This window comes from Mesorhizobium maamorense (assembly GCF_044998965.1).
In the GTDB taxonomy this organism is placed as follows: Bacteria; Pseudomonadota; Alphaproteobacteria; order Rhizobiales; family Rhizobiaceae; genus Mesorhizobium.
Map to the genome: position 1 here is coordinate 381484 of NZ_CP173356.1, position 25413 is coordinate 406896.

Genomic DNA, 25413 nt, shown 5'->3' on the forward strand with positions numbered 1-25413 from the left:
GAATATTCATGAGAGTTGCCAAGCTTGCAGCAACGACGCTTGCTGCTTCCTTTCTGCTTAGCACACAGGCCCGGTCGCAATGGGTCGTCACAGACCCCGGAGTAGCATTCCAAGCGGGCTTAACAGCGGCTTCCACTGCGGCAATGCTTAAGAAGTCAATCGAGACGCTCGCTACCACGATCGAAATGGTGGAGATGCTGAAGTCGTCATTTGCTGTCACGGGACTGCTGGGCGCACTGAACCAAGGAAATCACTACCCGTCGAGCAATAAGCTGGAGGGGCAGATGTTTGATGCTCGGGCGCCAGTTTCGACCATGGCGCGTAATATTGCGCAGGACCCAACTCGGATAGTCACCGGCACCGATGCAGAAGGGAAACTGTTACAGGGGCAAATCGCTGGTGCCGCCAATGCCGCAGCTCTTGCAGCCGACACTCTGGACGTAATGGACAAGCGCCTTAAGGCTAACGACAGCACGCCTGGTCAGCTCTCCAGCTCGAGAAATATTGTGCAGGCCACGGTGACCAACGGTCTGGTCCTCAAGCAGATTCACGATGCGATCGTCCAGAATGTCCAGGCCACCAGTCTGCTGACGATGGCCACTGCACAAGGGAGCCTTCACGCAGTGGAGGAGGCCGCCACGCAGCGTCGGGAACGCCAGGATACCGCCAAGATGTTCATGCTGCCGTGAACCACGCAGAGTTCATCCGGCTCAGTTCCGCTGATCAGGGACAAATCAGGCTCATGCCATGACTTTCAAGATTCCCGCGCCATTCACGGCCATACACACGATCTTTCATGTGGCCTTTACGTCAGGGCTGCACAACGTGCTTGAAAAAAATCAAGAGGCGGTCAGCGCGCCTCTGGTTGCGTGTGTGACGCTTTGGATAATAATCCAAGGCTGTCTAGTCATGCGTGGTCAAGTCGATGCGCGCGGGGGTATCTCCCGCGTAATCATGGTGTCGATCGTCGTTGCCCTTATCTTAGACCAGTCCAAATACCAGTATTACATTGAGGCGTTCTTCGACGACACGATTCCAAGGTTTGCTCACAAGATGAGTAGCAGCGACTTGCCATTCGTCGACATTCCCCGGAAGCTCGACATGATGTTTGCCTCAAGCCAGTTTGCGTTTCAGATGATTGCTTCCGAAATTGGGCCTATGAACGGCCAGGACATACTTGCGTTCGAGGGAGCGCAATGGATTTTCTACGGCTCGCTGTGGACAGCGTTCGAGATCTACGATGCCGTGGGAATTCTGACGAAGGTGCTCTTGACGATCGGCCCTTTGGTCCTTGTAGGCTATCTTTTCGATCACACGCGAGACATGGCCACCAGGTGGATTGGCCAACTGCTCTCGTACGGGCTGCTGCTTCTCCTCCTCAACATCGTTGCAACGATAGTTATCGCTGCCGAAGCACTCGGGCTGGGGGGCATGATTATCATGATCAAAATGTCGGGCACGACAGCTGCCAAGATCATCGGGCTTTACGAGCTCGACATGCTCTTCCTGGCTGGCGACGCTCTCATCGTCGCGCTTCCGACGATCGCCAGCAGCATCGCCGGCGGCTCTTGGGCAGGCGAGAACCGACCTCTTAGCAACCTCAACCGCTACTTTGCCAAAACGGCGCGTCAATAATCAATCAACCGGTGCCAAAAACATGAAACGCTACCTACTTTTGTCAATCCTAGTTTTGGCGGCCTGCAAGACAACCGATCGGCTTGCGACCTGCACGGGTACGCCATTCCAACTGAACGCGGGACAATGGGAAACCACCCCTGAGGATCTTCAGGTCGAATGTGCGGAAGAGCCCAAGTGAAATTTCCTGAACATGCCCTTCTGGTGGAGAGAGAAACTCTAGCCGCTCACTACAAGAAGGTGGAAGCGTTTCAAACTTCACGAGCAAAGTCTGCGCGGCGCCTGTCAAAGGCCCTTATAGCCTTTGCCGCAGCGGCGGTCCTAGGCAATGTTGCCCAGGCATTTACCATTGCTGCCATGGTCCCGTTGGCCAAGCTCGTACCTGTGTTCCTCTGGGTCCGGCCGGACGGGACCGTTGACAGCGAAGTGTCAATCTCTCGACTGCCCGAAACCCAAGACCGAGCCGTCATAAACGCTTCGCTGTGGGAATATGTACGCCTGCGGGAGGGCTACACGGCAGATACAGCCCAATACGCCTATGACCTCGTGTCCAGTTTCAGCGCACCGGCTGTGCAACAGCAATATCAAGATTTCTTCAACTATCCGAATCCCACCTCGCCGCAGGTCACGGTCGGCAAGCGCGGCAAGCTCGAGGTCGGGCATATCTCCTCAAGCGACCTCAGTCCCGACGTTCAGCAGATCCGATACAAGCGTATGCTTCTTATCGATGGGCAGATGCCGATAGTGACTACCTGGACAGCTACCATCCGCTACGAGCGCCTGACGGGTCTGCCGGGGCAATCGAGGCTCACCAATCCGGGCGGCCTACTCGTCACGTCCTATCAAACCTCGGAAGATACCGTATCAAACCTGGGCGACGTGCAGCCATGACAAAAAGAGCATTTCTCGCCCTGGCCTGTTCACTCTTCCTAACGATGGGAGCGGGCGCGGAAGACACGCCACTTGCCGGAAAGCATGATGCGCGGATGCGCTACCTGGCCTACCGTCCCGATGAAGTGGTGCGCCTGTCGACCGCAGTGGGGGCAACGCTGGTCGTCACATTCGCGGCCAACGAGACCGTAGCAGCCGTGGCCGTTTCCAATAGCAAAGACCTGGCTGCGCTCCCGCGCGCCAACTATCTTTTTTTCAAGGCTAGCCGGATGCTCCCGCCGCAGCCGGTGATCGTGCTGGCCGAAAGTGAGTCCGGTACGCGCAGATACGTCTTCAGTATTTCTACGAAAGCGATGCCAAAGCTCGATGAGCGGCAACCGGACCTATACTACAGTGTGCAGTTCACCTATCCTGCTGATGAGGCTGCTGCTCAGAGAAAGGAAGCAGAAAGGCGCTCGATTCTTGGTAAGGCCCGGGCGAAGGTGCTGCAGGACGAGAGAGTTCAGGATTTATTGAGTCGGCCCGCCGCATCTGCCAGTCCGGACGAAAGCAATTTTCACTACGTCGCAAAGGGCGATCGATCGCTGGCGCCGCTGGAAGTTTTCGATAATGGCTTTACGACCGTTTTTGGGTTCGCAAGCAATTCCCGCATACCCTCCCTCTACGTCATCAATCCCGACGGCAAGGAAGCCGCTGCCAATTACACGGTCAAAGGCGACTATGTTGAAGTATCCGCCGTCGCCCGGGAGTGGCGTCTGAGAGATGGCAATACGGTCTTGTCCATTTTCAACAGGGCTTATGATCCTTTGGGACGAGCGCCAGGGACCGGTACAGTGACACCCGACGTCTGGCGCGTTTTGAAAGGCTCAGGCCAATGAATGGTACCGGCCCACAGGCGGGACATGATGTCCATGCATCCGGATCGATGGTCTCGGAGCCGACCCGCCGGCATGTTTCGGGATCGCAGAAGTTGGCCATCGCTGCTCTTGTTCTCGTCTCATCTCTATCGCTCATCTGGCTCGGAGGTCGTTCCAGCAAAGAAGACGAGCCATCTCAGCCAAAACCGCCAATTGTCGCCAACGCCGAGCCATTCCGCCCCGTGCCAATCGAGGTTGCTCCAGAACCTCCAGCACCCGTAGAGGCGGCCAAGGCGGCAGATCCTGCGCCATCCACGCCGCCCCCACCGGCGCCAGATGATCCGCCGCCGGAGGAATCACCAATTTTCGCCTACAGTGGCAGCGGTCAAATGCCCAATGACGATCAGCGGAGCGAAGACAAGCATAAGGATGCGCCGGCGAACGCGGATGAGATTTCAGTCGGTGGCGATCTGTCAGGCCGATTGAAGCCAGATATACAGGAGCCGAGCCGGGCTACACTTTTGCCGCACCCTGATCTCGTAATTACTCAAGGGACGATTATCCCCTGCATTTTGCAAACGGCAGTTGACACAAATCTACCCGGCTATGTGAAGTGCGTTTTACCTAAAGACGTCCGCGGCACAACCAACAATGTCGTGCTCTTGGACCGCGGGACGACCGTGATTGGCGAAATCCAGCGCGGTCTCCAGCAGGGGGATGCGCGTGTCTTCGTGCTGTGGACGCGCATCGAAACACCTGACCATGCCCTCGTTTCGATAGCATCGCCGGGCGCTGACGAGCTCGGCCGCTCCGGAATGCCTGGCACGGTGGACAATCACTTCCGGGAACGCTTTGGCGGCGCGATTCTCATGAGCGTCATCCAAGGCGCGTTTCAGGCCGCCGGTCAATTTGCGGCCAGCTCTGGCGGAGGAAGCGGCATCGACAGCTTGCAGAGCAATGGCGGACAAGCCGTCGAGACGACACTGAGAGCGACGATCAACGTTCCGCCAACCCTGAGGAAAAACCAGGGAGATGCCGTATCCATCTTTGTGGCTCGGGACCTAGACTTCTCAGGTGTATACGATCTTAGAGCGACTGCCGTGGCGCCATTCCCCCAACATCGCGAACGCCGGAGAGACAACAATGCAATCGGAGGCTGATCCTCAACTGCGTTTGCTTCTCGAGCCCGTTCTGAAATGGCTTGAGGAACCAAGGACCGAAGAGGTCGCTATCAACCGGCCTGGGGAAGCCTTTGTCCGACAGGCCGGCGTTTTCGCGAAACATCCGCTGCCACTGTCTTATGACGATCTTGAGGACATCGCGATTCTCGCTGGAGCGCTGCGCAAGCAAGATGTCGGACCGCAAAGCCCCCTCTGTGCGACCGAGTTGCCGAACGGAGAGCGGTTGCAGATCTGTTTGCCGCCCGCTGTGCCCTCAGGAACAATAAGCCTGACGATACGGAGTCCCTCAAGTCGTGTGACCGAACTAAAGGATGTCTCTTCTCGCTACGAATACTCGCGTTGGAATCAATGGCGCTCACGAAAAAAGCGCCAAGAGCGGCAGGACGAAACGATCCTTCAGCACTACGACCATGGTGACTTGGAGCATTTTTTGCGAGCCTGCGTCTGCGGGCGGCTCACAATGCTGCTTTGCGGACCTACTGGAAGCGGCAAAACGACAATGAGCAAGACTTTGATCGACGCTATACCCCCGCAAGAGAGGTTGATCAGCATCGAGGACACGCTCGAACTTGCAATCCCGCACGAGAACCATGTCCGGTTACTTTATCCGAAGGACCGAGCAGGCGCAGGTGCGGTGACGGCCGAGCAACTGTTGCAAGCCAGCTTGCGCATGCGCCCTGATCGAATTTTGCTTGGCGAGATGCGCGATGATGCCGCTTGGGCCTATCTTAGTGAAGTCGTCTCCGGCCATGCGGGATCCATATCAACGATCCATGGGGCTGATCCGGTCCAAGGTTTCAAAAAGCTCTTTTCACTCGTCAAGAGCAGCGCGCAAGGAGCCGCTGTGGAAGACAGCACGCTTATTGATATGCTGTCGGCTGCCATTGACGTCATTGTCCCGTTCCGTACCCAAGGCGAAGTGTACGAGGTGGGAGAGGTATGGCTCGCCGCCGATGCCCGCCGACGGGGAGAGACAGTAGCCGACCTTCTCAACAAGCACTAAGGCGGGAACAACGTCTCGGGATCGGTAAGCCGGCCGCCGCGACGTGTCATTCTGTTCTACTTCGATGTCTTTTTGACGGGCCTCCTCGGAGTGCTTGGATAGCCTGAGCGAGTCGGGGGCATCATGCCATCATCATTGTACGAACCGCATGCGCCATTGTCCGGGACGAGACCGGCTTCGCTAGCCAAAGGACGAAGGCCTGATTGGCAGATGTGACCGGCATGAGGTCCATTTCACCGACGACTATGACAGGCACCGTCATGAGGGTGGGGCATGCCGATTCTACCTGTTCTCGCTCGAGGAAAGGCATTTTACCCAAGATCAGCAGGTCGGCTGCTTTCCCGCTCTCGATCCAGCCGCAAAGGCTTTCGAAGGTCGCGAAGCCGACCGGCTTATAACCCAGCGCGGCGATATTCTTTTTGTAGATGTCCAACTCTGCTGGGTCGGGCTCCACGACTGCAATGATTTCTCCGTTGCCAAGTGATCCGTCGTATGGGCCGACGGCGATGTCGGCGCTGACTGGCTCTTCCTCGGAGGCCGGTAAGTAGATATCAAACCGCGTCCCTCGGCCAACAGCCGAGGTGACGTCAAGGCATCCTGCGAGCGCGCTCACGTGCCTGTCAACCGCAGCAAGACCCAGCCCGGTCCCGCCGACGAGAGAGCGCGTGGTAAAAAAGGGCTCAAAGACATGCGGGAGTATCGAACTTGCAATTCCCGGGCCATCGTCGCTGATGGAGAGCAGAACGTAATGTCCAGGTCTCAAGCTGCCCTGAGCCAGCGGCTTTGTTTGGCACACCTGGGCGCGGGAAACGCTAACCTCGATACGGCCCTGGTTCAAGACAGCCTCCGACGCGTTCTTGCACAGATTCATAAGGATCTGCTGTATCTCGGTTGGGCTGCCCTCGACCACCGTTTGCCACTCATTGATCTTGAAATTCAACTGAACACCCGCACGAACTGTAACCCGCAGCAATGGCGCAAGATCCATGACAATTTCGGAGACGTTGAAAGGCACTGCAACGCGCTTTCGGTCTCGGCTGAGTGACAAGATCTGGTCAACGATCGGCTTGGCTCGATGTCCAGCTAAGATGATTTGGTCGATTTGGTTCCGAATTCTGGAGGGGCGACGCGCCAGACCTCGGGCAATTTCTGAATATCCGATTATCGCGCCTAAAATATTGTTGAACTCATGTGTGGCGCCGCTTGCGATCGTGCCGACGGTCCTCAGCCTTTCCACATGCTCCCATCGACTTACCAGAAGGTCGCGTTCGGTATTCACACGTTGGATTTCAAGATGGTTGCTCAAACGCACAATGGCACTGGCAAGAACCCGCAGGTCGCCTGCTGGGGGGAGTGAGCGATCTCGTTCAAAATCAAGGATGCAAACCACGGCCTGCTGATCGGAGGCCCTGCAAGCAACAATTTGACAAACACCGGAAGTGCCTGGGGCGGTGCCAACCATTTCCGCCGCCGGAACGACGCGAAACACTGGCCGTCCTGCGCGGGCAAGTGAAACGACTTCATCAAGAAGCGCGACGTTCCAGACCGGTATGCACGTGTTCGCCACAAAACACTCAGTCTGCCTGCTGAGACTTGGATCCACCAGCGCGAGCGCGCATTGACGCGCATCGAAAACGCGTTGAACGAGTCCAAGCGCTGTTTCGGTGGAAAAGCGCGCGGAGGCGTTTTTTGCTTTAGTGTCGTTGAAGCGAGCTTCGATCTCACGCATTGCCTCTTCAAGCTCCAACCGCCTTTTCAGCTGGTTTATCCGCAGATGCTGCCTGGAGGACCGAATGACCGCCAACAAGCAGAGGCATATGGACACGAAGCCGAAGAAAATTCGCGTACGCTGCGCTTGCGCGCTGGCCAAAGCGCAGCCTTTCAAATGCTCTCGCTCCAGTTCGGTTGCCTTGGATGACGTGTCGAGCGATGCGATCTGATTGGCAGCTTGGTCCAACCACCACAAAGAAGACCCGGTAGCGACGGCCTTGGCCACGACATCCGCGGCAGTCCGGGCCTGGCTGGCAGCAACCCGGTCGGGAGCCTGATCCATCTGTGATGCGAGCGTGAGCCCCGGTTCGGCCAAAAACGCGATCAGCTTGGACAGTGCAACCCTGCGCGAAGGTGCCCCCCCAAGGCGACCAAAGGAGCGAGCAAGATCAGCAAGGCAGTTTTGCACAAGCTGATATTGCTTGATCAAGGCTGAGACGGCAGCCTCTTTGTTTTCGATCGAGTTTATGAGCTGCGCGCGCAATCTGGATTGCCCGGAGCTCTCATCGGGCGAAACCTCGGGAGCGCGTCGCAAGCTTTCACGATTCCTTTGCAATGCCTGTCCGGCAGAAGCAACCGACCGGGAGTCCAATGCCGCATTCGTCCGGGCGCGGGAGACGTCACGCCGCAGCAATGCATCGTTGATCTGAATCGCTCGCAGCTGGCTTAGGATCGCGTAGTCCATCTGCGTGAACGGCCCCTGCGTCCCGACCAAGAGCGCAATCGAGGCGGCTAGGGCGACTACAATTGCTTTGTCGGAACTGAGCCATGTTTCCCAAGGAAACGGCGTTTGATCCGCGGTGCACGCCTTGCGAAGGTCCGACCTGAACTCCAGTTCGCCATGGCCTCGGTATGCAGCAGGATGCTGCGGGAACAGGAAAGCCACGCCTACCTCTCTGTCTTATGAAGACGGTTCAACACCGTTGCCAAACTGTGTCTTGGTCCGCTTCCAGGACGAGAATGAGCGCCCAAAGGCCTCCGCCAGGCGGAGCACATCCTTACGATCTTGGAAGCAGATGAATACACCGCGCCGGGGGTGCTTCGATCCCTCACGGCCTCACGGACCCTCAGTCGAGGCCCAGGATGAAGCGCCGATTGGGTGAACGGATAGGGCGCGCGTTCCGGGGATATAGCGAGGTAAATCGCTCGATATCCGCTGGGTCGACCTCAACCGGTTCTATCGCCACCATCCAGTCGACGTTTTCGGTACATGGTGGTGTCGTCAAAGATCCTTCATATGTCCAGTAGCCAAGCGAAGCCGGCAGAAGCGCGTTCGGGTCGACGTCGTCGAGCACAGCCTCTTCGCCTGACGTTCCTGGAAATGATGCAGCAAGCCTGGCAAAGCTGGCATTTGTTGCGCCTGGCGTCAGAAACACGCCCAGCACACCCAGAATTTCGCTGTTGCGGTCCTTATGGACAAAATGCACTTCCACCGGGAAACTCTTGCCTGCGACGTGGTGCTCGCTTGGCGCGTGGAAATGGAACTGTAGCAGCTCATAAACACGATCCCCTCGAGTGAGCGTGCTGCCTTGTGGCAGGTTGATTTGAATGGTGTGGCCGTTGTTCACCATCCTGCCGCCGCCCCTGTGCCAGCCTATGGCGATGCGCGGGATATCCGCTTTGACCGCGCCCTTGATATCGACCGGCGATTGCTGCATGCCCGCCGAGCAGACCAGATTCGTCTTGTCCAGATGCCCCCATTGTTCTGGTCCGACCGGGCCGGCATATCCCCATTCGGTGCTGGACGCCTGCGCGGCTTCAGCGCAAATAGGATGCGCGCCCAGCGCGACGAATCCCTTGATCAGACTACGACGGTGCATATTGCCATGGCTCCTCTGAACACGTCAATTTAGCGCTGGCACGGGAGACTGCAGGCGCAGCTGTGATGTGGGCGACGTCGTCGCAATTTGCAGCCGAACAGTTCGGTACGCACCATCGCCGCTTCAGCTCGGCCGTCCCGGCGCGCGGCCGTGCTCGCCACCACATGCGGTTTGCTACAGTAATTTTTCACCCGGCAGATGGTCCCAGCTACTTGATCGAAGCCATCGTCTCCACGACACCCGATTGCCGTTCGTAGTAGATCACAAGGTCGACCCCACTGAAGGTCGCCTGCACCCGGGCCGCCTTGGACAAACGATTCCATGCAACGACTCCGATGGCGCCCGCCACGCCAAGTGACGCTTCATATTCATCATCGGACAGCCAGAGAAATCGATTGCTTCGATAGGAACATCCACGACATGGATGCATTGATGCCCGATCGGTGCTGCTGAGGACACCGGCTCGACATCGCAGCGTCCGCCACATTTTCGGCGCCATCACGCGGCGGAGAACTACGCAAGGTAGGACGAACGTGGACTAAAGATCGACATTATGCTGTCAAGCGTTCGATCAGGACCAAACGCTTGCGCACCTCTGGGCGATCCGCTGCGACTCAAACACGGATTGAGTTCCCCTTGAAGATGGCCCAACCAGAATAAGATTCTTGCTGACTTAGACTGATTTGCAATGACGCCCGCCGAAAACTGATCCTGAACCACCGAGGAAAGTTGACGAGTGTCTGGCGTCCAGGTGTCTACCATTCTTGCCGTGCCGCCGGAGCTCTCGATATCGAGCAGCTCATCGCAATGGGGGTAGCACCACAGGGATGCAGATGGACCCAGGGATGTCCTGGACCAGCTGTTGAGTGGCTTTGCTGAGCGCTCCACGGGAGCCTCGCTGAGCAGGCTATGAAGTCCAGCAAAAGTCCCGGCATGATCTTCCGGGACGACATCTTGAACATCGCAAGGCCAGACACCGAGGCCACACCAGTCGGACCCCGACATTCAGATTCGTTGCGCTAGAACGAGCTTTGGAATCGCAGTACGCCGCCGAGGCTGTCCGCTTTGCCGTGTGTCGGATTCATGCCGGAACGGCCGACGGCAGTGAGATTGGCGTAGTGGGCATAGTCGACTTCGGCTGTGACTGTGAAACCTGGAATGGCCATATAGGCGACGTTTGCAGCCAGTCCGGAGTTCCTGAGCTGATCACCAGAGAGCTGGAGGTTCAACGACGTTTTCTCGTCGAGCGTGTAAGTGGCACCCATCCACAAAGCCCAGTCGCCGCTCCAATTCTTGTAGAAGCCGCGACCATGAGCGGCGACTGCCTTGGTTGGGTCGTCGTTGAGATTGCCAACGGAGCCGTAGCCGAACATACCGAATAGCGACAGGTCATCTGTGACATTGACGTCGATTCGGACCTTGCCGGCCAAAGCGTCGTAGTTGCTGTCACGAGCGATTACGCCGGTGATCGCGCCGCCGGCCTGCGTCTGTCTCACGCCTAGGACGAGGTGGGGAACATGGCTGTCGAGAGAACCGACCTCACCCGCCCCTTGTTCAAGTGAAACCAGAGCTGAAAAGCCATTGGCGAAATCCAAATAGTACTGAGCCACGTTGGTATCGAAGTCGCCATACGAAACAAGTGCGTTATTGAGGATGTTCCCGGCGTATCCGATAAATGTGTCGAAGGCCGATTCGTCCTTCCCGACTCGGAGACCACCAAGCTGGATCCAGGCGGAAGCCAACTTGGCGCCGCTGTTGAAGGCTTGGTTCTGAGCACTGTCCGGACCCGGATAAGGGTTGCGGTTGCCGAAGTTCAGGCGGCTTTCAGTATAGGTCTTCAGTGGTCCGATTTCGATTTCCTGGCGCGTCCAAGTCTTGAACGTGAAACGCGTGTTGTTTCGCCAGGTGCCCTGAGCCTCCCCGGTTCTCGCACTGGATGTTCTTGCCCCCTCATGCGAAGGGACACCACCGATGCCGACGTCATATTGGACGTAGCCGCCGATGCGCAGGCAGGTGTCGGTGTTGGGGACATGCAAGTAGCCTGCACCGTAGACGTCGCAGATGTGGACATGTTCGGTCCGGTCCGACGCGGAGATTTCGTCCGCCGCGCGAGCCACCGAAACGGAGATCAGGGCCGCAACCGAGCCGAGAAGAAGGCTGCTCACGTTCATTCTGGATTCTCCATTCAAAAGGGGATCGCGTTCTTCATTGCGATCTGAGGAATGCGGAATACCCGCTGAATAGGTGAGTTGCCGTCTGATATTGGCATAAGGAAATCGACGTCTTGTCTGGCGCGAGGACGTACTGCGTCGACAATGGTGCGACACACGGCGGAAACGCTGTGCTGGGTTGCCTTCTGCCGACAAAAGTGAGGATCGACCTGCGTCCGGCTTAAAAATAGACGTCACAACGCCTACCGCCCCGCTTCCACACGGCTGTTCGGCCAAACTCTTCGGGCACACGGGAGGGGCAGCCCTTGTGAATCAATCGCCATAATCATCTCCGCTGTTAGTGGGCTAGCAGGGTGCGTTCCATGCGGAGCAGCAAGCGACGTGCCATTCCGACGAGCCGGCTTCGCGATAATTTAAATTGGCCGCTGCTGCTCGTGGCGCTCTCTTGTCGGCGCAGGCTGAGCACGAGAATCAGAGCTTGGGACAACTTCGTATGTTTGGAATCTGACACTTTCGCCCGATGCCGACAGCCTTTGCCAATACCGACACATTCCGGCTTCGGGCTTATGTAAACGACCTAAAATGAGTTAAGGCCGTTTTTATGAGACAAAGATGCGCTCGACAGTGACCGACACATTGCCTCCCAGAGTCTGGGCCGACATTGCGCTCGCCCGCAAAAATACAGCCTGACTGTGATGATGATGGCGGAACGACTGGGCATCCTATTTGAAGATCGAAAAAGGAGACCCCACGGTGGCTATGGGTGCTTACGCCATGACCTTTTTTGTTCTGGGCTTTGAAGAGGCTCTGACTAAGATCGTCGACGCCCAGCGGAACGAACAAGGCCTGCTCCTCGTCGCCGAACGTTTGCCCAAAAGCTCGCAGACGTCGAGAGGGTGGTCGCCACATGGCGAGAGGAGGGGCGGGCGCTTGGGATGACCCACCAAGAACTCGATAGCTCACCGACGCGAACATCGCGAAAGGCAAGCCGCCCAAATTGCGCAGCAATGACACTGAACGCGTTCTCGTCCCGGGGCTCCCTTCACCCGCCGTCTCCGGCGCCGAAAGCTCGAGGACCCTGCGTGCGCTTCGCCAGGTGCAATTCGAAACGCTTGGTCTCGAACAGCCCCGTTTCTGGCTGCCCTGCAGCGAGCGGGACCCTCTTGCCCGCCATCCGGGCTGCACAACTGGCTGAACCGCCCGCCGAAGGGCGAAAGCCGGCGACCACCAGCCCTCAAGACCAATGCGCTTCTGCCGCCTTGCGGATCGCCCAGAGAGCGCAGTTCCCCGGCCTCTGTCTCACGCCTAAGACCGACGTCGGGAACATGGCTGTCGAGAGAACCGACCTCACTCGCCCCTTGTTCAAGTGAACCACAGCCGAAAACCCATTGACGGTATCCATGTAGTACTGAGCGAAGTCGCCATACGGAACAAGTGCGTTTTTGAGGACGTTCCCGGTGTATCCGATAAATGTGTCGAAGGCCGATTCGTCCTTCCCGACTCGGAGACCACCAAGCTGGATCCAGGCGGAAGCCAACTTGGCGCCACTGTTGAAGGCTTGGTTCTGAGCACTGTCCGGACCCGGATAAGGGTTGCGGTTGCCGAAGTTCAGGCGGCTTTCAGTATAGGTCTTCAGTGGTCCATTTCGGTTTCCTGGCTTGTCCAAGTCTTGAACGTGAAAGGCGTGTTGTTTCGCCAACTGCCCTGAGCCTCCCCGGTTCTCGCACTGGATGTTCTTGCCCCCTCATGCGAAGGGACACCACCGATGCCGACGTCATATTGGACGTAGCCGCCGATGCGCAGGCAGGTGTCGGTGTTGGGGACATGCAAGTAGCCTGCACCGTAGACGTCGCAGATGTGGACATGTTCGGTCCGGTCCGACGCGGAGATTTCGTCCGCCGCGCGAGCCACCGAAACGGAGATCAGGGCCGCAACCGAGCCGAGAAGAAGGCTGCTCACGTTCATTCTGGATTCTCCATTCAAAAGGGGATCGCGTTCTTCATTGCGATCTGAGGAATGCGGAATACCCGCTGAATAGGTGAGTTGCCGTCTGATATTGGCATAAGGAAATCGACGTCTTGTCTGGCGCGAGGACGTACTGCGTCGACAATGGTGCGACACACGGAAGAAACGCTGTGCTGGGTTGCCTTCTGCCGACAAAAGTGAGGATCGACCTGCGTCCGGCTTAAAAATAGACGTCACAACGCCTACCGCCCCGCTTCCACACGGCTGTTCGGCCAAACTCTTCGGGCACACGGGAGGGGCAGCCCTTGTGAATCAATCGCCATAATCATCTCCGCTGTTAGTGGGCTAGCAGGGTGCGTTCCATGCGGAGCAGCAAGCGACGTGCCATTCCGACGAGCCGGCTTCGCGATAATTTAAATTGGCCGCTGCTGCTCGTGGCGCTCTCTTGTCGGCGCAGGCTGAGCATCGCTCTTGGAGCACGTCACCTGGGTGGGCGAGAAAAGAGCGTCGGCGAACGGGTACGAGCAGCCTCAGTCGTGCGTTCGATGGAAAGCACTGTGTGAGGAGGACGCTCCCCATCATGCAGGGACAGGAGATGATCACCGATTTCCTTATCCGCTGCCGTGAGCCGATGATTCAGGCGAAGAAAATCCATCCAGGTTGGCGTGCGGAATGTCTCTGTCCAGATCGAAGGCGTTTGAAGATTTCGCTGCAGTGTCCAGTTACGCGCACCGGCACGGCTCTGGACATGGCGCCTTGCGCGCATGTAGCCCAGAAAGGTCTCGATATTCTTTTCGGATATACGATACTCCACTTTCACTACTATGGGACCACTTCTGGGCTTCAAGTCGAGTGCCAGCTCCGGCGGCCGAAAATCCGAACTTTCCTGATCCGTTTCCTCCCATGGACCGACCGGAAACAGTATTCCCGCAGCTGCAACCAGCAACAGAGCACCTGCGGCGCCCTCCAAAGCCCAGCCCAAGGAGTAGTTCTGTGCGACAGTACCCCAGATCCAGCTGCCAGCTGCCATCCCACCTGCGCTCAACGCGTAGTAGATCGACAATGTGCGGCCGACCACCCATCTGGGGCTTGCCAGCTGCACCGACACGTCGATGCCAGTCCAGGTGATGAGCCAACCCGCGCCGCCAAGTGCCAGCGAAACGGCCGCCACAGGGACCGACGATGTGAGTGCAAGCGAAAGGCAACATGCTGCACAAGCGATGGAGGCGAAGGACACCAGCCTGTTTTGAGACGTGACCCGCCTCAGAAAGCTATTGCTCATGCCCGCGATGAAAGCACCCATGCCGAAGCCGGCCAGCAAGATGCCGTAGATGATGGGTCCGCTTTTCAGCTGGTCCCGGACAAGCAGCGGCAGCAATGCAAGGATGGAGATGCTTGCCAGGCCGAAAAAGGGTTGCACGGGCAATTGCTGCCCTGATCTCCAGGGACATCACCGTGAAGCGCACTCCGTCATGAATGGCCATCGTCATGCGTTCACGAGGGAGAGGGGAAGTGCGAACATCCCAGCGAGTACGCCATATTGCGCTTAGAGGCGCCAGATCACTCAACGCTGCCAAGGCGAAAGCGGCCAGCGGTCCAAAGAATGCCAAGACCACGCCCCCCAAAGCCGGACCGAGGCTGCGCACAATGTTGTATCCGACGGACATGAGGGTAACCGCGGCCGGGATATCCCTTTTGTGAAGGATATCGCCAACAGAAGCGTGCCAGGCCGGATCATTCAAGGCAAAGCCGCAGCCGGCCAGGAAACCCAATCCGAGGATTAGCCAGGGACCGGCAAATCCGAGACCCACAGAAATCATCAGCGTCGTTGACGCCAAGGCTATCAGGCAGTGTCCCGCAAACATCACCCATCGGCGGCTAAAATTGTCGGCAATGGCGCCGGCCAGGATTGAAAGGAGGAATACCGGCAAGGTGGATGCAGCCTGCACGAGTGCAACCATCAGATCCGAAGCGGAAATCGTGGCCATCAGCCAACTGATGGCCACCGTCTGCACGAGCCAGCCGAGGCTGGATATTTGTGTGGCCATCCAGATCGAGCGAAACACCTGGTTTCGAAAGGGAGCGAGCGTTGTTGAGGAAGGCAGATTTGTATTGTCTTCGGACTGCATGATGATGCCTTAGAGGGCCGCTTATTCAAATTCTCGGCTGCACTGCTGCCGCTACAATGTTGATCTATGCACCGGAAGGGCCGACCTATCGACCAGGATGACCCGTCGAACGCGGAGGCTGTGAGCTCTGTCGGCTCGACTCTCCCACGCTGGCGCCGACAACCCTTGCGGCAAGATAACATTGCCGATTGTGCTGATCGACAGAATGGCCTGCAACTTTGATCGCTCTCGCGTCACCGCGCCAGCGCCCGTGAAGCTTGCCGGCTACCGTTTTTTGGCAGACCCGTTTGCTTTGTCATCCGTGACCACTCCTGTGCATGACCGCCGTGCGGCTAAATTCCTATAATGAGGGCGCCTCCGCTGAGACCGGCACCGGCTGCCGCAAGAAGAATCTTTTCACCGGGCCGAAACGGCTGTGCCCGATGCGAAAGCGAGAGCGAGAGCGGGATGGTCGCGGCGGAAGAGTTGCCGTAGTCGGCAATCGTCTTGACGATCGCTTCATCATCTATTCTGAGAACCCTGCCGACCGCATCGAAAATCCGCGCATTGGCCTGGTGTGGCACGAACCGGTCGATGTCTTGCGATCCCATTCGGGCAGCACAGAGGGCATCCTGCGAGCAGCGAGACATCATCTCTACGGCCTTGGCGAACACTTCACGGCCGTCACTGATGGTCATCCGGGTTTGCTCGAGGTCCAGGTCGCCATGAAACGGCGTATTGCTTCCGCCGGCGGGGATCTGGATCAGCCCGTAGCGCGAGCCGTCCGAACCCACCGAAGCGCCGAGAATGCCTCGATCCTGGTCCTCGGACGGAACGATCACCACGGCGCCGGCGGCATCTGCAAACAGCACGGCGCTGGCGCGCTCGGCCGGATTGATGCGGCGGCTGAGGATATTGGCGGCGATGACCAGGGCTGCTTTGCCATGAACGCGGGTGAATCCGTCCGCGAACATCAGGGCATAGATGAAGCCGGCGCAGGCGCCTGTCAGGTCAACCGCACCGGCGCGGTCGAGTCCCAGCCGGTGTGCCACCAGCGGCGCGCTGGGCGGCAAGAGGTGATCGGGCGTCGAGGTGGCAAGCAACAAAAGACCGATGTCGGCGCGCCCGATGCCGGCATTCGCCAGCGCCATGTCGCCGGCACGCGCGGCAAGGCCCGATAACGTGTCTTCGCCCGTTGCCCAGAAGCGCGAGCGGATTCCGGTGCGTCGCTCGATCCAGCCGGGCTCGAGTCCGAGGCGGCTTTCGATCTCCGGGTTCTCGACCTTGCGCGCCGGCGCATGATGACCGAAGCCGACTATGCGCGACCACCGGATCATGACCGCGAACCGAAGCGTTCGCCGGCCTCCTCGATGGCGCCATAGAGTCGGTCGAGCTCCTCGCCGGTGATGCAATAGGGCGGAAGCAGATAGAGCACATTACCGAGCGGGCGCACCAGCAAGCCACGCTCGAGGAAAAAAGCGCGCAGTTTCGGCCCGATCTCCGCCAGGTAGCCGGTCAAGCCGGTGCGCAGATCGAGAGCTAGGATCGTGCCGTTCGCTCGGCTGTCGGCGAAGAAGGGATTACTGCGGAAGCGTTGCAGACCAATGGCCTGTTTCGCACTCAAGGCCGCAATCCGCTCGGCGACCGGCTCGCTCCGCCAGACCTCAACACTGGCAAGTGCGGCCGCGCAGGCGATCGGATTGGCGGTGTAGGAACTCGAGTGGAAAAAGGTTTTCTTTCGGTCCACGCAATAGTGGGCCTGGAAAATGGCATCGCTGGCGAGCGTGGCTGCCAGCGGGACGGCGCCGCCAGTCAAGCCCTTCGAAGTGCACAATATGTCCGGTGAGATCGATGCCTGCTCGCAGGCGAACATGGTCCCGGTGCGCCCCCAGCCGGTCATCACTTCGTCGGCGATCAAGAGCGTGCCGGACGCCTCAGCGATCCTCTTCAATTCGGTCAGAACCCAGGCCGGATACATCAGCATGCCGCCGGCGCCAAGGACGAGCGGCTCGATGATCAGCGCGGCGGCGCGGCCTTCGCGAGACATCGCCTCGAAACGGTCCAGCGTTTCCTGCTCGCGCCCCGCGGCCGGAAAGGGAATGGTGTCGACCTCGAACAACAGCGGTTCGTAGGCGTCGTTGAACACGCCACGGGCGCCGACGCTCATCGTGCCGATCGTGTCGCCATGATAGCTGTGTTCCATGGCGACGATGCGCGAGCGCGGCGCGCCGATGTTGCGGAAATAGCCGAGTGCCATCTTCAGCGCGACTTCAACGCAAGTAGAGCCGCTGTCGGAATAAAAGACCCAGTCGAGGCCTGGCGGCACCATTTCGATCAGCGCCAAGGCCAATTGCTCTGCCGGCTGATGGGTGAGGCCGGCGAAGATCACCTGGTCAAGCATCTCGGTCGCAATCCGGATCGCTTCCATGATCCGTGGGTGGCGGTGGCCGTGAGTGACCACCCACCAGGAGGAGATTGCATCGAGGATACGACTTCCGTCATTCGTCTGCAGCCAAGCTCCTTCCGTGCGGACAACGGACAGCATCGGCGGCTCGATCGCGTGTTGGGTGAATGGGTGCCAGACGCGCGACCGCGACATCACTCGGCTCCGAGGATCTGGGCGAGATCGAAGCCAGCAACCATCGCCTTTCGCAGAGTTTCGCGCGTGAGCGGAGTGAGGTGTGGCAGTCTGCCGAGCTGACGCACCGCGCCGAATTCGGTGATTGTCCATTGCGTATCGGCCGCCTCTTCACCGACAAAGACAACGCCAATCAGCGGGATGGAGCGAGCCCGCAGGGCTTCGATCGACAGCAGGCTGTGGTTGATCGTGCCGAGCTCGGTGCGGGCGCACAGGATCACCGGCAGCCGCCATTCAGCGAAGACGTCAATGAATCTTGTCTGTCGGTTGATCGGCACCATCAGTCCGCCAGCGCCTTCGATGACGAGCGGTGTGGGCAGGACCGGAAATGAAAGATCGGCAGGCTCGATCGAGACACCGTCGATTTCGGCTGAACGGTGCGGCGACAGCGGGCTCCTCAAGCGGTAGGCCTCCGGCAGCACCCGCCCAGAGGGCAGGCCGGCCAGCCGTTCAACCACTTCACTGTCGGTCTCACCATCGAGACCCGATTGGACCGGCTTCCAGTAGAAGCCGTCCAGCAGACCTGCGAGCCCCGCGGCAAAAACGGTTTTGCCAATTCCCGTATCCGTTCCCGTGACGACGATGCGCTTGCTCATGCAGTGGCCAATACTTCGGCAAGTGTCTCGACCATGGCGCAAATGTCAGCCTTGCCCACGTTGAGCGTCAGGGAGATGCGCAGCCGCGAGGTACGCTCTGGCACCGTCGGCGGACGAATGCCGCGTATGTCGAAGCCACGTGCCTGCAGAGCCGCCGCGACCGCCATGGTGCGCGTCACGTCCCTAATGACAAATGGCTGGATCTGCGAACCGCTGGGCGTGGCTCCGCAATGCTCGGCCAGTTGCCGGCTTGCTGAGGCAACGTGCTCATGCAGCTCAACGCGGCGCATCGGCTCGTCGACCAGCATTGCGAGCGCTTCGCGCGCAGCTACGGCCATGAGCGGCGATGGCGCGGTGGCGTAGATAAACGGCCGGCAGCGATTGACGACATAGTCGCACAGCACTCCCGGCCCCGTGACGAGCGCGCCGGATGCACCGAGCGCTTTGCCGCATGTATGAAGAGCCATGATGTTGTCGCGGCCCTCGAACGCCGCGGCCAGCCCGCGGCCCCCCGATCCCCAGACCCCGGTGGCATGTGCCTCGTCGATCAGTATGAATGCCTCGTGCCGATCGGCCAGCTCGACCAGGCTCTCTATCGGCGCGCGGTCGCCATCCATGCTGTAAAGGCTTTCGACTCCGATCCAGATGCGGCCAATGCCGCCTTCGGCGCGCCAGCGCCTGATCGCATCCTCAAAAGCATCAATGTCACTGTGCGCGACCAGCCTGAACTCGGCGCGTCCAGCCCGCGCCCCTTCATGCATGCTGGCATGCGCGAGTTCATCGAGGATCAAGAGGTCCCCCTTTTTCACAAGGGTGCTCAGCAGGGCGAAGTTGGCGATGTAGCCGCTGCCGAAAAACAGCGCCCGTTCGGCCCCGAAGAACGCGGCAGCATCTGACTCCAACGCCTCATGCTCCGGCGCGTTGCCGCGCAGAAGCCGCGATCCGGTAGCGCCGACCTTGGTGCCCCGCTCGATTGCGGCCGCGACTGCATCGCCAAGTCTCTTCGAGGCGGCAAACCCGAGATAGTCGTTGGAGGAGAAGTCCAACCCGGCCCGCGGCGCCAATGTGCGCAGCCGGTCCTTGCGTGCCAGCCCCTGCAAGGTGGCTTCATAGCGGGCGAGCGGTGGCTCGTTCATTTCGCCTCGCAATGCATCGGTTCGATGCCGAGACGCCTAAACAGACGAGAATCCTTGTCCTCCCCGGGATTGTCCGCCGTCAGAAGCGTGTCGCCGACAAAGATGGAATTGGCCCCGGCAAAGAAGCACAGCGCCTGCGTCTCGTCGCTCATCGCCGTCCTGCCGGCGGAGAGCCTCACAGAGGATTTCGGCATCATGATGCGGGCGAGCGCAATGGTGCGGATGAAATCGATCGGATCCATGGGCTCGGCATCGGCAAGCGGCGTCCCCCTGATGGGGATCAGCATGTTGATCGGCACGCTTTCCGGCGGCTCGGGCAGGTTCGCCAGCGTTACCAGCATATCGATGCGATCGGCTTTTTCCTCTCCCATCCCGAAAATGCCGCCGCAGCAGACCTTGATCCCAGCCTCGCGCACCCGCCCAAGCGTTTCCAGCCGGTCGGCAAAGGTCCTGGTTGAAACAACCTGGCCGTAATAGCGCGCGGAAGTGTCGATGTTGTGGTTGTAGTAGTCGAGACCGGCCGCTTTCAGGCGCTGCGCCTGGCTGAGGTCGAGCATGCCGAGCGTCATGCAGGTCTCCATGCCGAGCGCCTTCACGCCTTCGATCATAGCGAGCACTGCGTCCATATCGCGCTCCTTCGGGCTGCGCCAGGCAGCGCCCATGCAATAGCGGGTTGCGCCAGCATCTCGTGCCTTGGTCGCCTCCTCGATGACACGTTTGACCTCCATCGGCTTCGATGCCTTCAGGCCGGTTTCATGATGCGCAGACTGGCTGCAATAGCCGCAATCCTCCGGGCATCCGCCGGTCTTGATGCTGAGCAGCCGCGAAAGCTGCACCCGGTTGCGATCGAAGTTCTGGCGATGGATGGTCTGGGCCAGGAAGAGCAGATCGTTGAACGGCATATCGTATATGGCCTCGGCCTCTTTGCGGCTCCATCGGGCTAGTGCTGCCTCCATCGACTGCGTGGCACAGTCCGACTCGCACTCCTCGTTCATTCCCGTCATCATCGTCAAAGCCTCTATTGCTGATCAGCGAGCGCACTCACGAGTCCGTCCGTTGGAGAGCCCCTTCCGATGGGCTCGTCGGTGAGCGCACACTGGAATACCGCAAGTGTTGAATGGTGAGCCGCATGAAGCATGCTCTTTCGAGCCTCTTGTCTGCGCGTGCAGCCCGAGCGCGTTGCTCCTCATTGTGTTTCCCGTTAGTTCAAATGAGTGCTGATGTTCCCGCGAGCCGGCATGTCCAGGCCAATGTCGAGAATGGGCGCGCTGTGTGTCAGCCATCCGACCGAGATGAGGTCAACACCCGTCGCAGCAATCGCCGGAGCCATTTTCGGTGTCACACGACCGGAAGCCTCGGTGATGGCGCGGCCACCGACCATTGCCACGGCGCGGGCAAGGTCCTCAACCGACATATTGTCGAGCAGCACTGCGTCGACTCCCAGCGTGAGCGCTGTATCGAGCTGCTCAAGGGTCTCGACCTCGACCTCGATCTTCACCATGTGCCCTGCGGCGGCGCGCGCACGCTCTATTGCCGTGCGAATGTCGCCGGCGATAGCGATGTGGTTGTCCTTGATCAGCACGGCGTCGTCGAGCCCGAAGCGATGATTGGCGCCGCCGCCGACGCGTACCGCATATTTCTCCAACGCGCGCAGGCCGGGCGTCGTCTTTCGCGTGCACACGATCCTCGCCTTGTGGCCACGCACGGCTTCGACCATAGCCGCCGTGGCCGTGGCAATGCCGCTCAGGCGGCACAGAAAATTGAGCGCCGTGCGCTCGGCCGTGAGCAGGCCTCGCGCCGGTCCGCACAGCACGGCGATAGTCTCGCCCCCCGCAACATCGCTGCCGTCAGCTCGCCAGATTTGCATGTCGATCGCAGGTTCGACGAGCATGAAGGCGAAGGCGGCCAGATCGAGCCCGGCAACCATCCCCGTCTGTCGCGACTTGAGCACCAACGTGGCTGTGCGATCATGCGGGATCACGGCGTCGCTGGTCAGATCGCCCCATCTGCCCAGGTCTTCGAGAAGAGCACCGCGCACGATCGGCTCGATCAGGGTTGAGGGAAGGGGTGAGAATGACTTCATGCCATGGTGCTCCGTGTCGGTGCCCGCCAGCTGAGTGCGACGGCGGTCTGTATTGCGCTGCGCAGCGTCAGCCGTGACAGGCGCGCATCAGCATCGCGTCCGGGGAAATCGGAACGATAGTGCGAGCCGCGGCTCTCTTCGCGCCGCAGGGCCGCAATGGCGATCATCAGCGCGACCAAGGCGGGATCCGAGGCAGCGCTGTCGTGAGCTGCAATCGGCAACAGGGTTGTCACCCCGTCGCGTAGCGTCTCGCTATCGCGGATGATGCCGAGCGCCGCCGAGACGATTGGGCGGATGCTGGAGGCGTCTGGCCGTTGAGGCACGAATGCCGAACACACGCGCGGTCGCCGGGTGTGTGATACGTCGGCGAGGCTTTCAGCAACCCAGCTCGCTGTGACCGCCGCTTCGATTAGCGAGTTGCTGGCGAGGCGGTTCGCGCCGTGCAGACCGGTGCATGCGACCTCGCCGCATGCCCACAATCCCTCGATGGAGCTGCGGCCGGCCGCGTCTACAGCAACACCGCCCATGTGATAATGTGCCGCCGGGCGCACCGGGATCGGCTCGGTCGCGGGATCGATGCCGGCTTGGCGGCACAATTCGGCGATCGCTGGAAAGCGCTGGTCAAATCTGAGGCCCAGACATTGCCTGGCGTCAAGAAACACACGGCGTCCGAGAGCGAGCTGGTGCCAGACCGCGCGGGCAACCACGTCGCGAGGCGCAAGCTCGCCCCCTGGGGTTTCAGCAAGGAAACGCTCTCCTTGCTCATCGACGAGCACGGCACCCTCGCCACGCACCGCTTCGCTCACCAGCGGCATCGGCCGCCGAGGACCCTCGAGGGCGGTCGGGTGGAACTGCACGAATTCCAGGTCGGCGAACTCCGCCCCGGCACAGGCGGCGAGCGCGAGCCCCTGTCCACATGAGCCAGGCGGGTTTGTCGTATCGCTAAACAAGCCGCCAATGCCGCCGGTCGCGAGCACCGCACGGCGCGTTGGCAAGGCGATAGCGCCGGTGCACCCGGCCGCAACCACGGCGATGATCGCCCCGTCTTCCACGATAAGCCGGCGCGCCTCCACGTTTTCCAGGATAGTGATGGAGGCTGTGCGCCGCGCCGCGGCGATCAGCGCGCGGACCAGCTCGCGACCCGTGGCATCGCCCGCCGCATGCACGATCCGCCGCTTCGAGTGCGCCGCCTCAAGCCCGAGCCGCAACGCGCCGTCAGCACGTCGGTCGAATGCGACACCGAAGCGCTCTAGAGTCCTGATCGCTTCGGGTGCAGCTCGGACCGTTCGCCGCACCGTCATGACGTCGCAGAGGCCGTCGCCGGCTGCGAGGGTGTCACAAAGATGAAGTTCGGGACTGTCCTCGCCGCCGACACTTGCCGCAAGACCGCCTTGGGCGAGCTCGCTGCAGGCTCCGGTTCCCAGCCCCGCATTGGACAGAAGCACAACCGGTTCCGGCGCAAGATGAAGCGCCGTCATCAGGCCTGCCACACCGGCGCCGATGATGACTGGCGCCCCGCCGATGTCATGAACGTCGAGGCTCATATGGAAAGCATACGCTCGACCGAGCGGCGCGCGCGCCCTGCAATCCCAGGATCGATCCGAACCTCATGCCGGTTCTCCTCGAGTGCGACGCGAATGTTAGCCAGCGTGATGCGCTTCATGTGCGGACACAGATTGCAGGGGCGGACGAACTCGACCTCGGGATGCGCGACCGCGACATTGTCGCTCATCGAACATTCCGTTAGCAGGACGACGCGCGACGGTTTCTTCCGCTCGACATATTCCAACATGGCCGCAGTCGAGCCGGAGAATTCCGCTTCGGCTACAGTCTCCGGCGGGCATTCGGGATGGGCGAGCACGATGACCCCTGGATGCGCTTCGCGCAGTTCCCGGACATCGGCCGCCGTGAAGCGCTCATGCACTTCGCAGTGGCCCTTCCAGGCGATGATCTCCACCTCCGTCTCCGCCGCCACGTTTTTCGCCAGATATTCATCGGGCACCATGATCACACGCGGCACGCCGAGCGATTCCACTACCGCCCTGGCGTTGCCCGAGGTGCAGCAGATGTCCGACTCCGCTTTTACAGCCGCCGAAGTGTTGACGTAGGTGACAACTGGGACCCCCGGATAGTGCTGCCGCATCAGCCGCACATCTTGTGCCGTGATCGAATCGGCCAGCGAGCAACCGGCGCTTAGATCCGGGATGAGGACGATCTTGTTCGGATTGAGCAGCTTGGCCGTCTCGGCCATGAAATGCACGCCCGCAACCACGATGATTTGCGCCTCGACCGTAGCCGCCTTGCGGGCCAGTGCGAGGCTGTCGCCGACAATGTCGGCCACGCAGTGGAAGATCTCCGGCGTTTGGTAGTTGTGCGCAAGGATGACCGCATTGCGATCGCGCTTCAGCGTGAGGATGGCTTCAATGTCGCTGGTGAAGGCCGGCCATTCGACTGGCGGGATCACCCGCCGGACGCGCTCGTACAGGGACGCAGCCGTAGATAACGCCCCAGTCATCAGCGCCTCCGATTATATTCGATCTGACAATAAGGGGAATATGTCTACCTTGACTATAACTATGTCAAGCCCGCGCGAGCGGTAATTTTGTCCCGGCCACAGCCCTGTCGTCGAGGACGGCATGGCGAAACCGATAGAGCTTTGCCGGTCGCCCGCCCGTCTCGAGGCAGGTCTCGCCAGTTTCCTCGACCAGCTCTTGCTGCTCAACAAGTCTTCGGAAGTTCGGCTTGTTGATGAGCCTCCCGGCGAGCGCCTCCACGGTCCGCTGCAGCTGGAGCAGCGTGAAGGACGGCCTCATCAGCTCAAACACCACCGGCCGGTACTTGATCTTTGAACGTAGCCGCGCAATGCCGGTCGCCAGGATTCGTCGATGGTCAGCGATCATTGCCTTGCCAGATACCGCCGCAGGCGCGACGTGCCGCCCGCCACCAGCCTCTTCGATCAGGGCAGATTCATAGAGCAACTCATAGCGTTGGAGCGTGAGTTCCTCGTTCCAATTGCGGTCGTCGAAACCAAAAGCAATCGCGGCGCGCTGCCGGCGTTCGCGTCGCGTAGCGGCGTCGCTGGCGCCCTCAGCCCACTCAATCAGGCGTGGTCGTAAAAAATCAAGCACCACCGGCGTGCCGGAGCGATGGTCCTCCCAGGGAAAATACTCGTACCAACTCCGCCACCCACAATTAGCGGAGCCCGTTGCCTGTTCCTTCCTAGTGAGTGCGAGATAGCTGATTGAGATGGCGCGTTCCTGGCGCTCGGCGCCTATGCGGTCCCGATCGGCGAAGGTGTAGAGCTGCTCGATATACCCCAGTGGGTGGCCGGTCTGTTGCTCCACCCAACCCCTCAGACCGGATTGCAGCGATCGATGCTCTAGCGCATATGGTCCGGACGGAAGGGTGTCCGCGTTCCCGATGGTGAGAAGACAGGGTTCACTTTCGCTTACGGCGACGACTACGGCGATCAGATCCACTTTTGCTTCGTCGGTCTTGACCGCGGCTCTGCCTTTTCTGGTTCCTTTTGCCTGATGGTCCATGATCGCGAAAGTGAGTT

At 59.9% G+C, this 25413-nt stretch carries 19 protein-coding genes and 2 pseudogenes; 7 read left to right on the forward strand and 14 right to left on the reverse strand.

The genetic code is table 11. The features are described 5' to 3' along the window. Window positions 1-8: 8 nt before the first annotated feature. The 7 genes from ACIU1A_RS02425 to virB11 are packed head-to-tail and all read left to right on the forward strand — an operon-like array spanning window position 9 to window position 5567. On the forward strand, window positions 9-689 hold the full coding sequence (locus ACIU1A_RS02425; RefSeq protein ID WP_404926476.1) for a type IV secretion system protein VirB5: 681 nt from the start codon (window positions 9-11) through the stop codon (window positions 687-689). A 58-nt stretch (window positions 690-747) separates the two neighbouring features. Continuing rightward, the gene (locus ACIU1A_RS02430; RefSeq protein WP_404926477.1) at window positions 748-1635 is read left to right on the forward strand and encodes a type IV secretion system protein; all 888 of its coding nucleotides are present in this window, start codon (window positions 748-750) and stop codon (window positions 1633-1635) included. A gap of 22 nt (window positions 1636-1657) precedes the next feature. Continuing rightward, entirely contained in the window at window positions 1658-1816 is a 159-nt protein-coding gene (locus ACIU1A_RS02435; protein ID WP_404926478.1) for a type IV secretion system lipoprotein VirB7, read from the forward strand. Then, on the forward strand, window positions 1813-2526 hold the full coding sequence (locus tag ACIU1A_RS02440; RefSeq protein ID WP_404926479.1) for a type IV secretion system protein VirB8: 714 nt from the start codon (window positions 1813-1815) through the stop codon (window positions 2524-2526). The genes ACIU1A_RS02435 and ACIU1A_RS02440 overlap by 4 nt, the downstream gene beginning before the upstream one ends. Further along, window positions 2523-3404, forward strand: a complete 882-nt coding sequence (locus ACIU1A_RS02445) for a TrbG/VirB9 family P-type conjugative transfer protein (protein ID WP_404926480.1) — start codon at window positions 2523-2525, stop codon at window positions 3402-3404. The genes ACIU1A_RS02440 and ACIU1A_RS02445 overlap by 4 nt, the downstream gene beginning before the upstream one ends. Then, window positions 3401-4543: a type IV secretion system protein VirB10 gene (gene virB10 / locus ACIU1A_RS02450; protein ID WP_404926481.1), complete on the forward strand. Its 1143-nt coding sequence runs from the start codon at window positions 3401-3403 to the stop codon at window positions 4541-4543. Before ACIU1A_RS02445 ends, virB10 begins: the two co-directional genes overlap by 4 nt. Then, window positions 4527-5567 carry a P-type DNA transfer ATPase VirB11 gene (gene virB11, locus ACIU1A_RS02455; protein WP_404926482.1) on the forward strand — a complete coding sequence of 347 codons (1041 nt, stop codon included), beginning with the start codon at window positions 4527-4529 and terminating at the stop codon, window positions 5565-5567. The genes virB10 and virB11 overlap by 17 nt, the downstream gene beginning before the upstream one ends. Before the next feature lie 121 nt (window positions 5568-5688). Here the strand turns inward: virB11 and ACIU1A_RS02460 are convergent, their stop codons facing one another. The 14 genes and pseudogenes from ACIU1A_RS02460 to ACIU1A_RS02525 all read right to left on the reverse strand — a co-directional run bounded on the left by ACIU1A_RS02460 (window position 5689) and on the right by ACIU1A_RS02525 (window position 25396). Then, entirely contained in the window at window positions 5689-8022 is a 2334-nt protein-coding gene (locus ACIU1A_RS02460; protein WP_404926483.1) for an ATP-binding protein, read from the reverse strand. A gap of 382 nt (window positions 8023-8404) precedes the next feature. Continuing rightward, window positions 8405-9157 carry a carbonic anhydrase gene (locus tag ACIU1A_RS02465; protein WP_404926484.1) on the reverse strand — a complete coding sequence of 251 codons (753 nt, stop codon included), beginning with the start codon at window positions 9155-9157 and terminating at the stop codon, window positions 8405-8407. 1019 nt (window positions 9158-10176) lie between these two features. After that, window positions 10177-11328 (reverse strand): porin, encoded by a 1152-nt coding sequence (locus ACIU1A_RS02470; protein WP_404926485.1) that lies wholly within the window; start codon window positions 11326-11328, stop codon window positions 10177-10179. A 1234-nt stretch (window positions 11329-12562) separates the two neighbouring features. Beyond that, a pseudogene (locus ACIU1A_RS02475) lies at window positions 12563-13293 on the reverse strand (porin). Window positions 13294-13774: 481 nt separating this feature from the next. Continuing rightward, window positions 13775-15422, reverse strand: a pseudogene (locus ACIU1A_RS02480) (MFS transporter). 332 nt (window positions 15423-15754) lie between these two features. Next, the gene (locus ACIU1A_RS02485; RefSeq protein WP_404926486.1) at window positions 15755-16738 is read right to left on the reverse strand and encodes a beta-ketoacyl-ACP synthase III; all 984 of its coding nucleotides are present in this window, start codon (window positions 16736-16738) and stop codon (window positions 15755-15757) included. Further along, window positions 16735-18000 carry an adenosylmethionine--8-amino-7-oxononanoate transaminase gene (locus ACIU1A_RS02490; protein WP_404926487.1) on the reverse strand — a complete coding sequence of 422 codons (1266 nt, stop codon included), beginning with the start codon at window positions 17998-18000 and terminating at the stop codon, window positions 16735-16737. Before ACIU1A_RS02490 ends, ACIU1A_RS02485 begins: the two co-directional genes overlap by 4 nt. Further along, a complete protein-coding gene (gene bioD / locus ACIU1A_RS02495) occupies window positions 18000-18635 on the reverse strand; it encodes a dethiobiotin synthase (protein ID WP_404926488.1) in 636 nt (211 codons plus the stop codon). Before bioD ends, ACIU1A_RS02490 begins: the two co-directional genes overlap by 1 nt. Continuing rightward, complete coding sequence (locus tag ACIU1A_RS02500) at window positions 18632-19771, reverse strand: 8-amino-7-oxononanoate synthase (RefSeq protein WP_404926489.1); 1140 nt, start codon at window positions 19769-19771, stop codon at window positions 18632-18634. The genes bioD and ACIU1A_RS02500 overlap by 4 nt, the downstream gene beginning before the upstream one ends. Next, the gene (bioB, locus tag ACIU1A_RS02505) at window positions 19768-20778 is read right to left on the reverse strand and encodes a biotin synthase BioB (RefSeq protein WP_404926490.1); all 1011 of its coding nucleotides are present in this window, start codon (window positions 20776-20778) and stop codon (window positions 19768-19770) included. The genes ACIU1A_RS02500 and bioB overlap by 4 nt, the downstream gene beginning before the upstream one ends. Before the next feature lie 194 nt (window positions 20779-20972). Beyond that, window positions 20973-21854, reverse strand: coding sequence for a carboxylating nicotinate-nucleotide diphosphorylase (gene nadC, locus ACIU1A_RS02510; protein ID WP_404926491.1), 882 nt, complete (start codon window positions 21852-21854; stop codon window positions 20973-20975). Then, window positions 21851-23398 carry an L-aspartate oxidase gene (locus ACIU1A_RS02515; protein WP_404926492.1) on the reverse strand — a complete coding sequence of 516 codons (1548 nt, stop codon included), beginning with the start codon at window positions 23396-23398 and terminating at the stop codon, window positions 21851-21853. Before ACIU1A_RS02515 ends, nadC begins: the two co-directional genes overlap by 4 nt. Then, on the reverse strand, window positions 23395-24369 hold the full coding sequence (nadA, locus tag ACIU1A_RS02520) for a quinolinate synthase NadA (protein WP_404926493.1): 975 nt from the start codon (window positions 24367-24369) through the stop codon (window positions 23395-23397). The genes ACIU1A_RS02515 and nadA overlap by 4 nt, the downstream gene beginning before the upstream one ends. A 64-nt stretch (window positions 24370-24433) precedes the next feature. Beyond that, window positions 24434-25396 (reverse strand): NrtR DNA-binding winged helix domain-containing protein, encoded by a 963-nt coding sequence (locus ACIU1A_RS02525; protein WP_404926494.1) that lies wholly within the window; start codon window positions 25394-25396, stop codon window positions 24434-24436. Window positions 25397-25413: the final 17 nt, after the last annotated feature.

Bases quoted from the DNA above. Each gene is read 5' to 3' on its own strand.
- ACIU1A_RS02425 (WP_404926476.1), top strand. From the start codon at position 9: ATGAGAGTTGCCAAGCTTGCAGCAACGACGCTTGCTGCTTCCTTTCTG.
- ACIU1A_RS02430 (WP_404926477.1), top strand. From the start codon at position 748: ATGACTTTCAAGATTCCCGCGCCATTCACGGCCATACACACGATCTTT.
- ACIU1A_RS02435 (WP_404926478.1), top strand. From the start codon at position 1,658: ATGAAACGCTACCTACTTTTGTCAATCCTAGTTTTGGCGGCCTGCAAG.
- ACIU1A_RS02445 (WP_404926480.1), top strand. From the start codon at position 2,523: ATGACAAAAAGAGCATTTCTCGCCCTGGCCTGTTCACTCTTCCTAACG.
- virB10 (WP_404926481.1), top strand. From the start codon at position 3,401: ATGAATGGTACCGGCCCACAGGCGGGACATGATGTCCATGCATCCGGA.
- virB11 (WP_404926482.1), top strand. From the start codon at position 4,527: ATGCAATCGGAGGCTGATCCTCAACTGCGTTTGCTTCTCGAGCCCGTT.
- ACIU1A_RS02460 (WP_404926483.1), bottom strand. From the start codon at position 8,022: ATGGACTACGCGATCCTAAGCCAGCTGCGAGCGATTCAGATCAACGAT.
- ACIU1A_RS02465 (WP_404926484.1), bottom strand. From the start codon at position 9,157: ATGCACCGTCGTAGTCTGATCAAGGGATTCGTCGCGCTGGGCGCGCAT.
- ACIU1A_RS02470 (WP_404926485.1), bottom strand. From the start codon at position 11,328: ATGAACGTGAGCAGCCTTCTTCTCGGCTCGGTTGCGGCCCTGATCTCC.
- ACIU1A_RS02485 (WP_404926486.1), bottom strand. From the start codon at position 16,738: ATGATCCGGTGGTCGCGCATAGTCGGCTTCGGTCATCATGCGCCGGCG.
- ACIU1A_RS02490 (WP_404926487.1), bottom strand. From the start codon at position 18,000: ATGTCGCGGTCGCGCGTCTGGCACCCATTCACCCAACACGCGATCGAG.
- bioD (WP_404926488.1), bottom strand. From the start codon at position 18,635: ATGAGCAAGCGCATCGTCGTCACGGGAACGGATACGGGAATTGGCAAA.
- ACIU1A_RS02500 (WP_404926489.1), bottom strand. From the start codon at position 19,771: ATGAACGAGCCACCGCTCGCCCGCTATGAAGCCACCTTGCAGGGGCTG.
- bioB (WP_404926490.1), bottom strand. From the start codon at position 20,778: ATGATGACGGGAATGAACGAGGAGTGCGAGTCGGACTGTGCCACGCAG.
- nadC (WP_404926491.1), bottom strand. From the start codon at position 21,854: ATGAAGTCATTCTCACCCCTTCCCTCAACCCTGATCGAGCCGATCGTG.
- ACIU1A_RS02515 (WP_404926492.1), bottom strand. From the start codon at position 23,398: ATGAGCCTCGACGTTCATGACATCGGCGGGGCGCCAGTCATCATCGGC.
- nadA (WP_404926493.1), bottom strand. From the start codon at position 24,369: ATGACTGGGGCGTTATCTACGGCTGCGTCCCTGTACGAGCGCGTCCGG.
- ACIU1A_RS02525 (WP_404926494.1), bottom strand. From the start codon at position 25,396: ATGGACCATCAGGCAAAAGGAACCAGAAAAGGCAGAGCCGCGGTCAAG.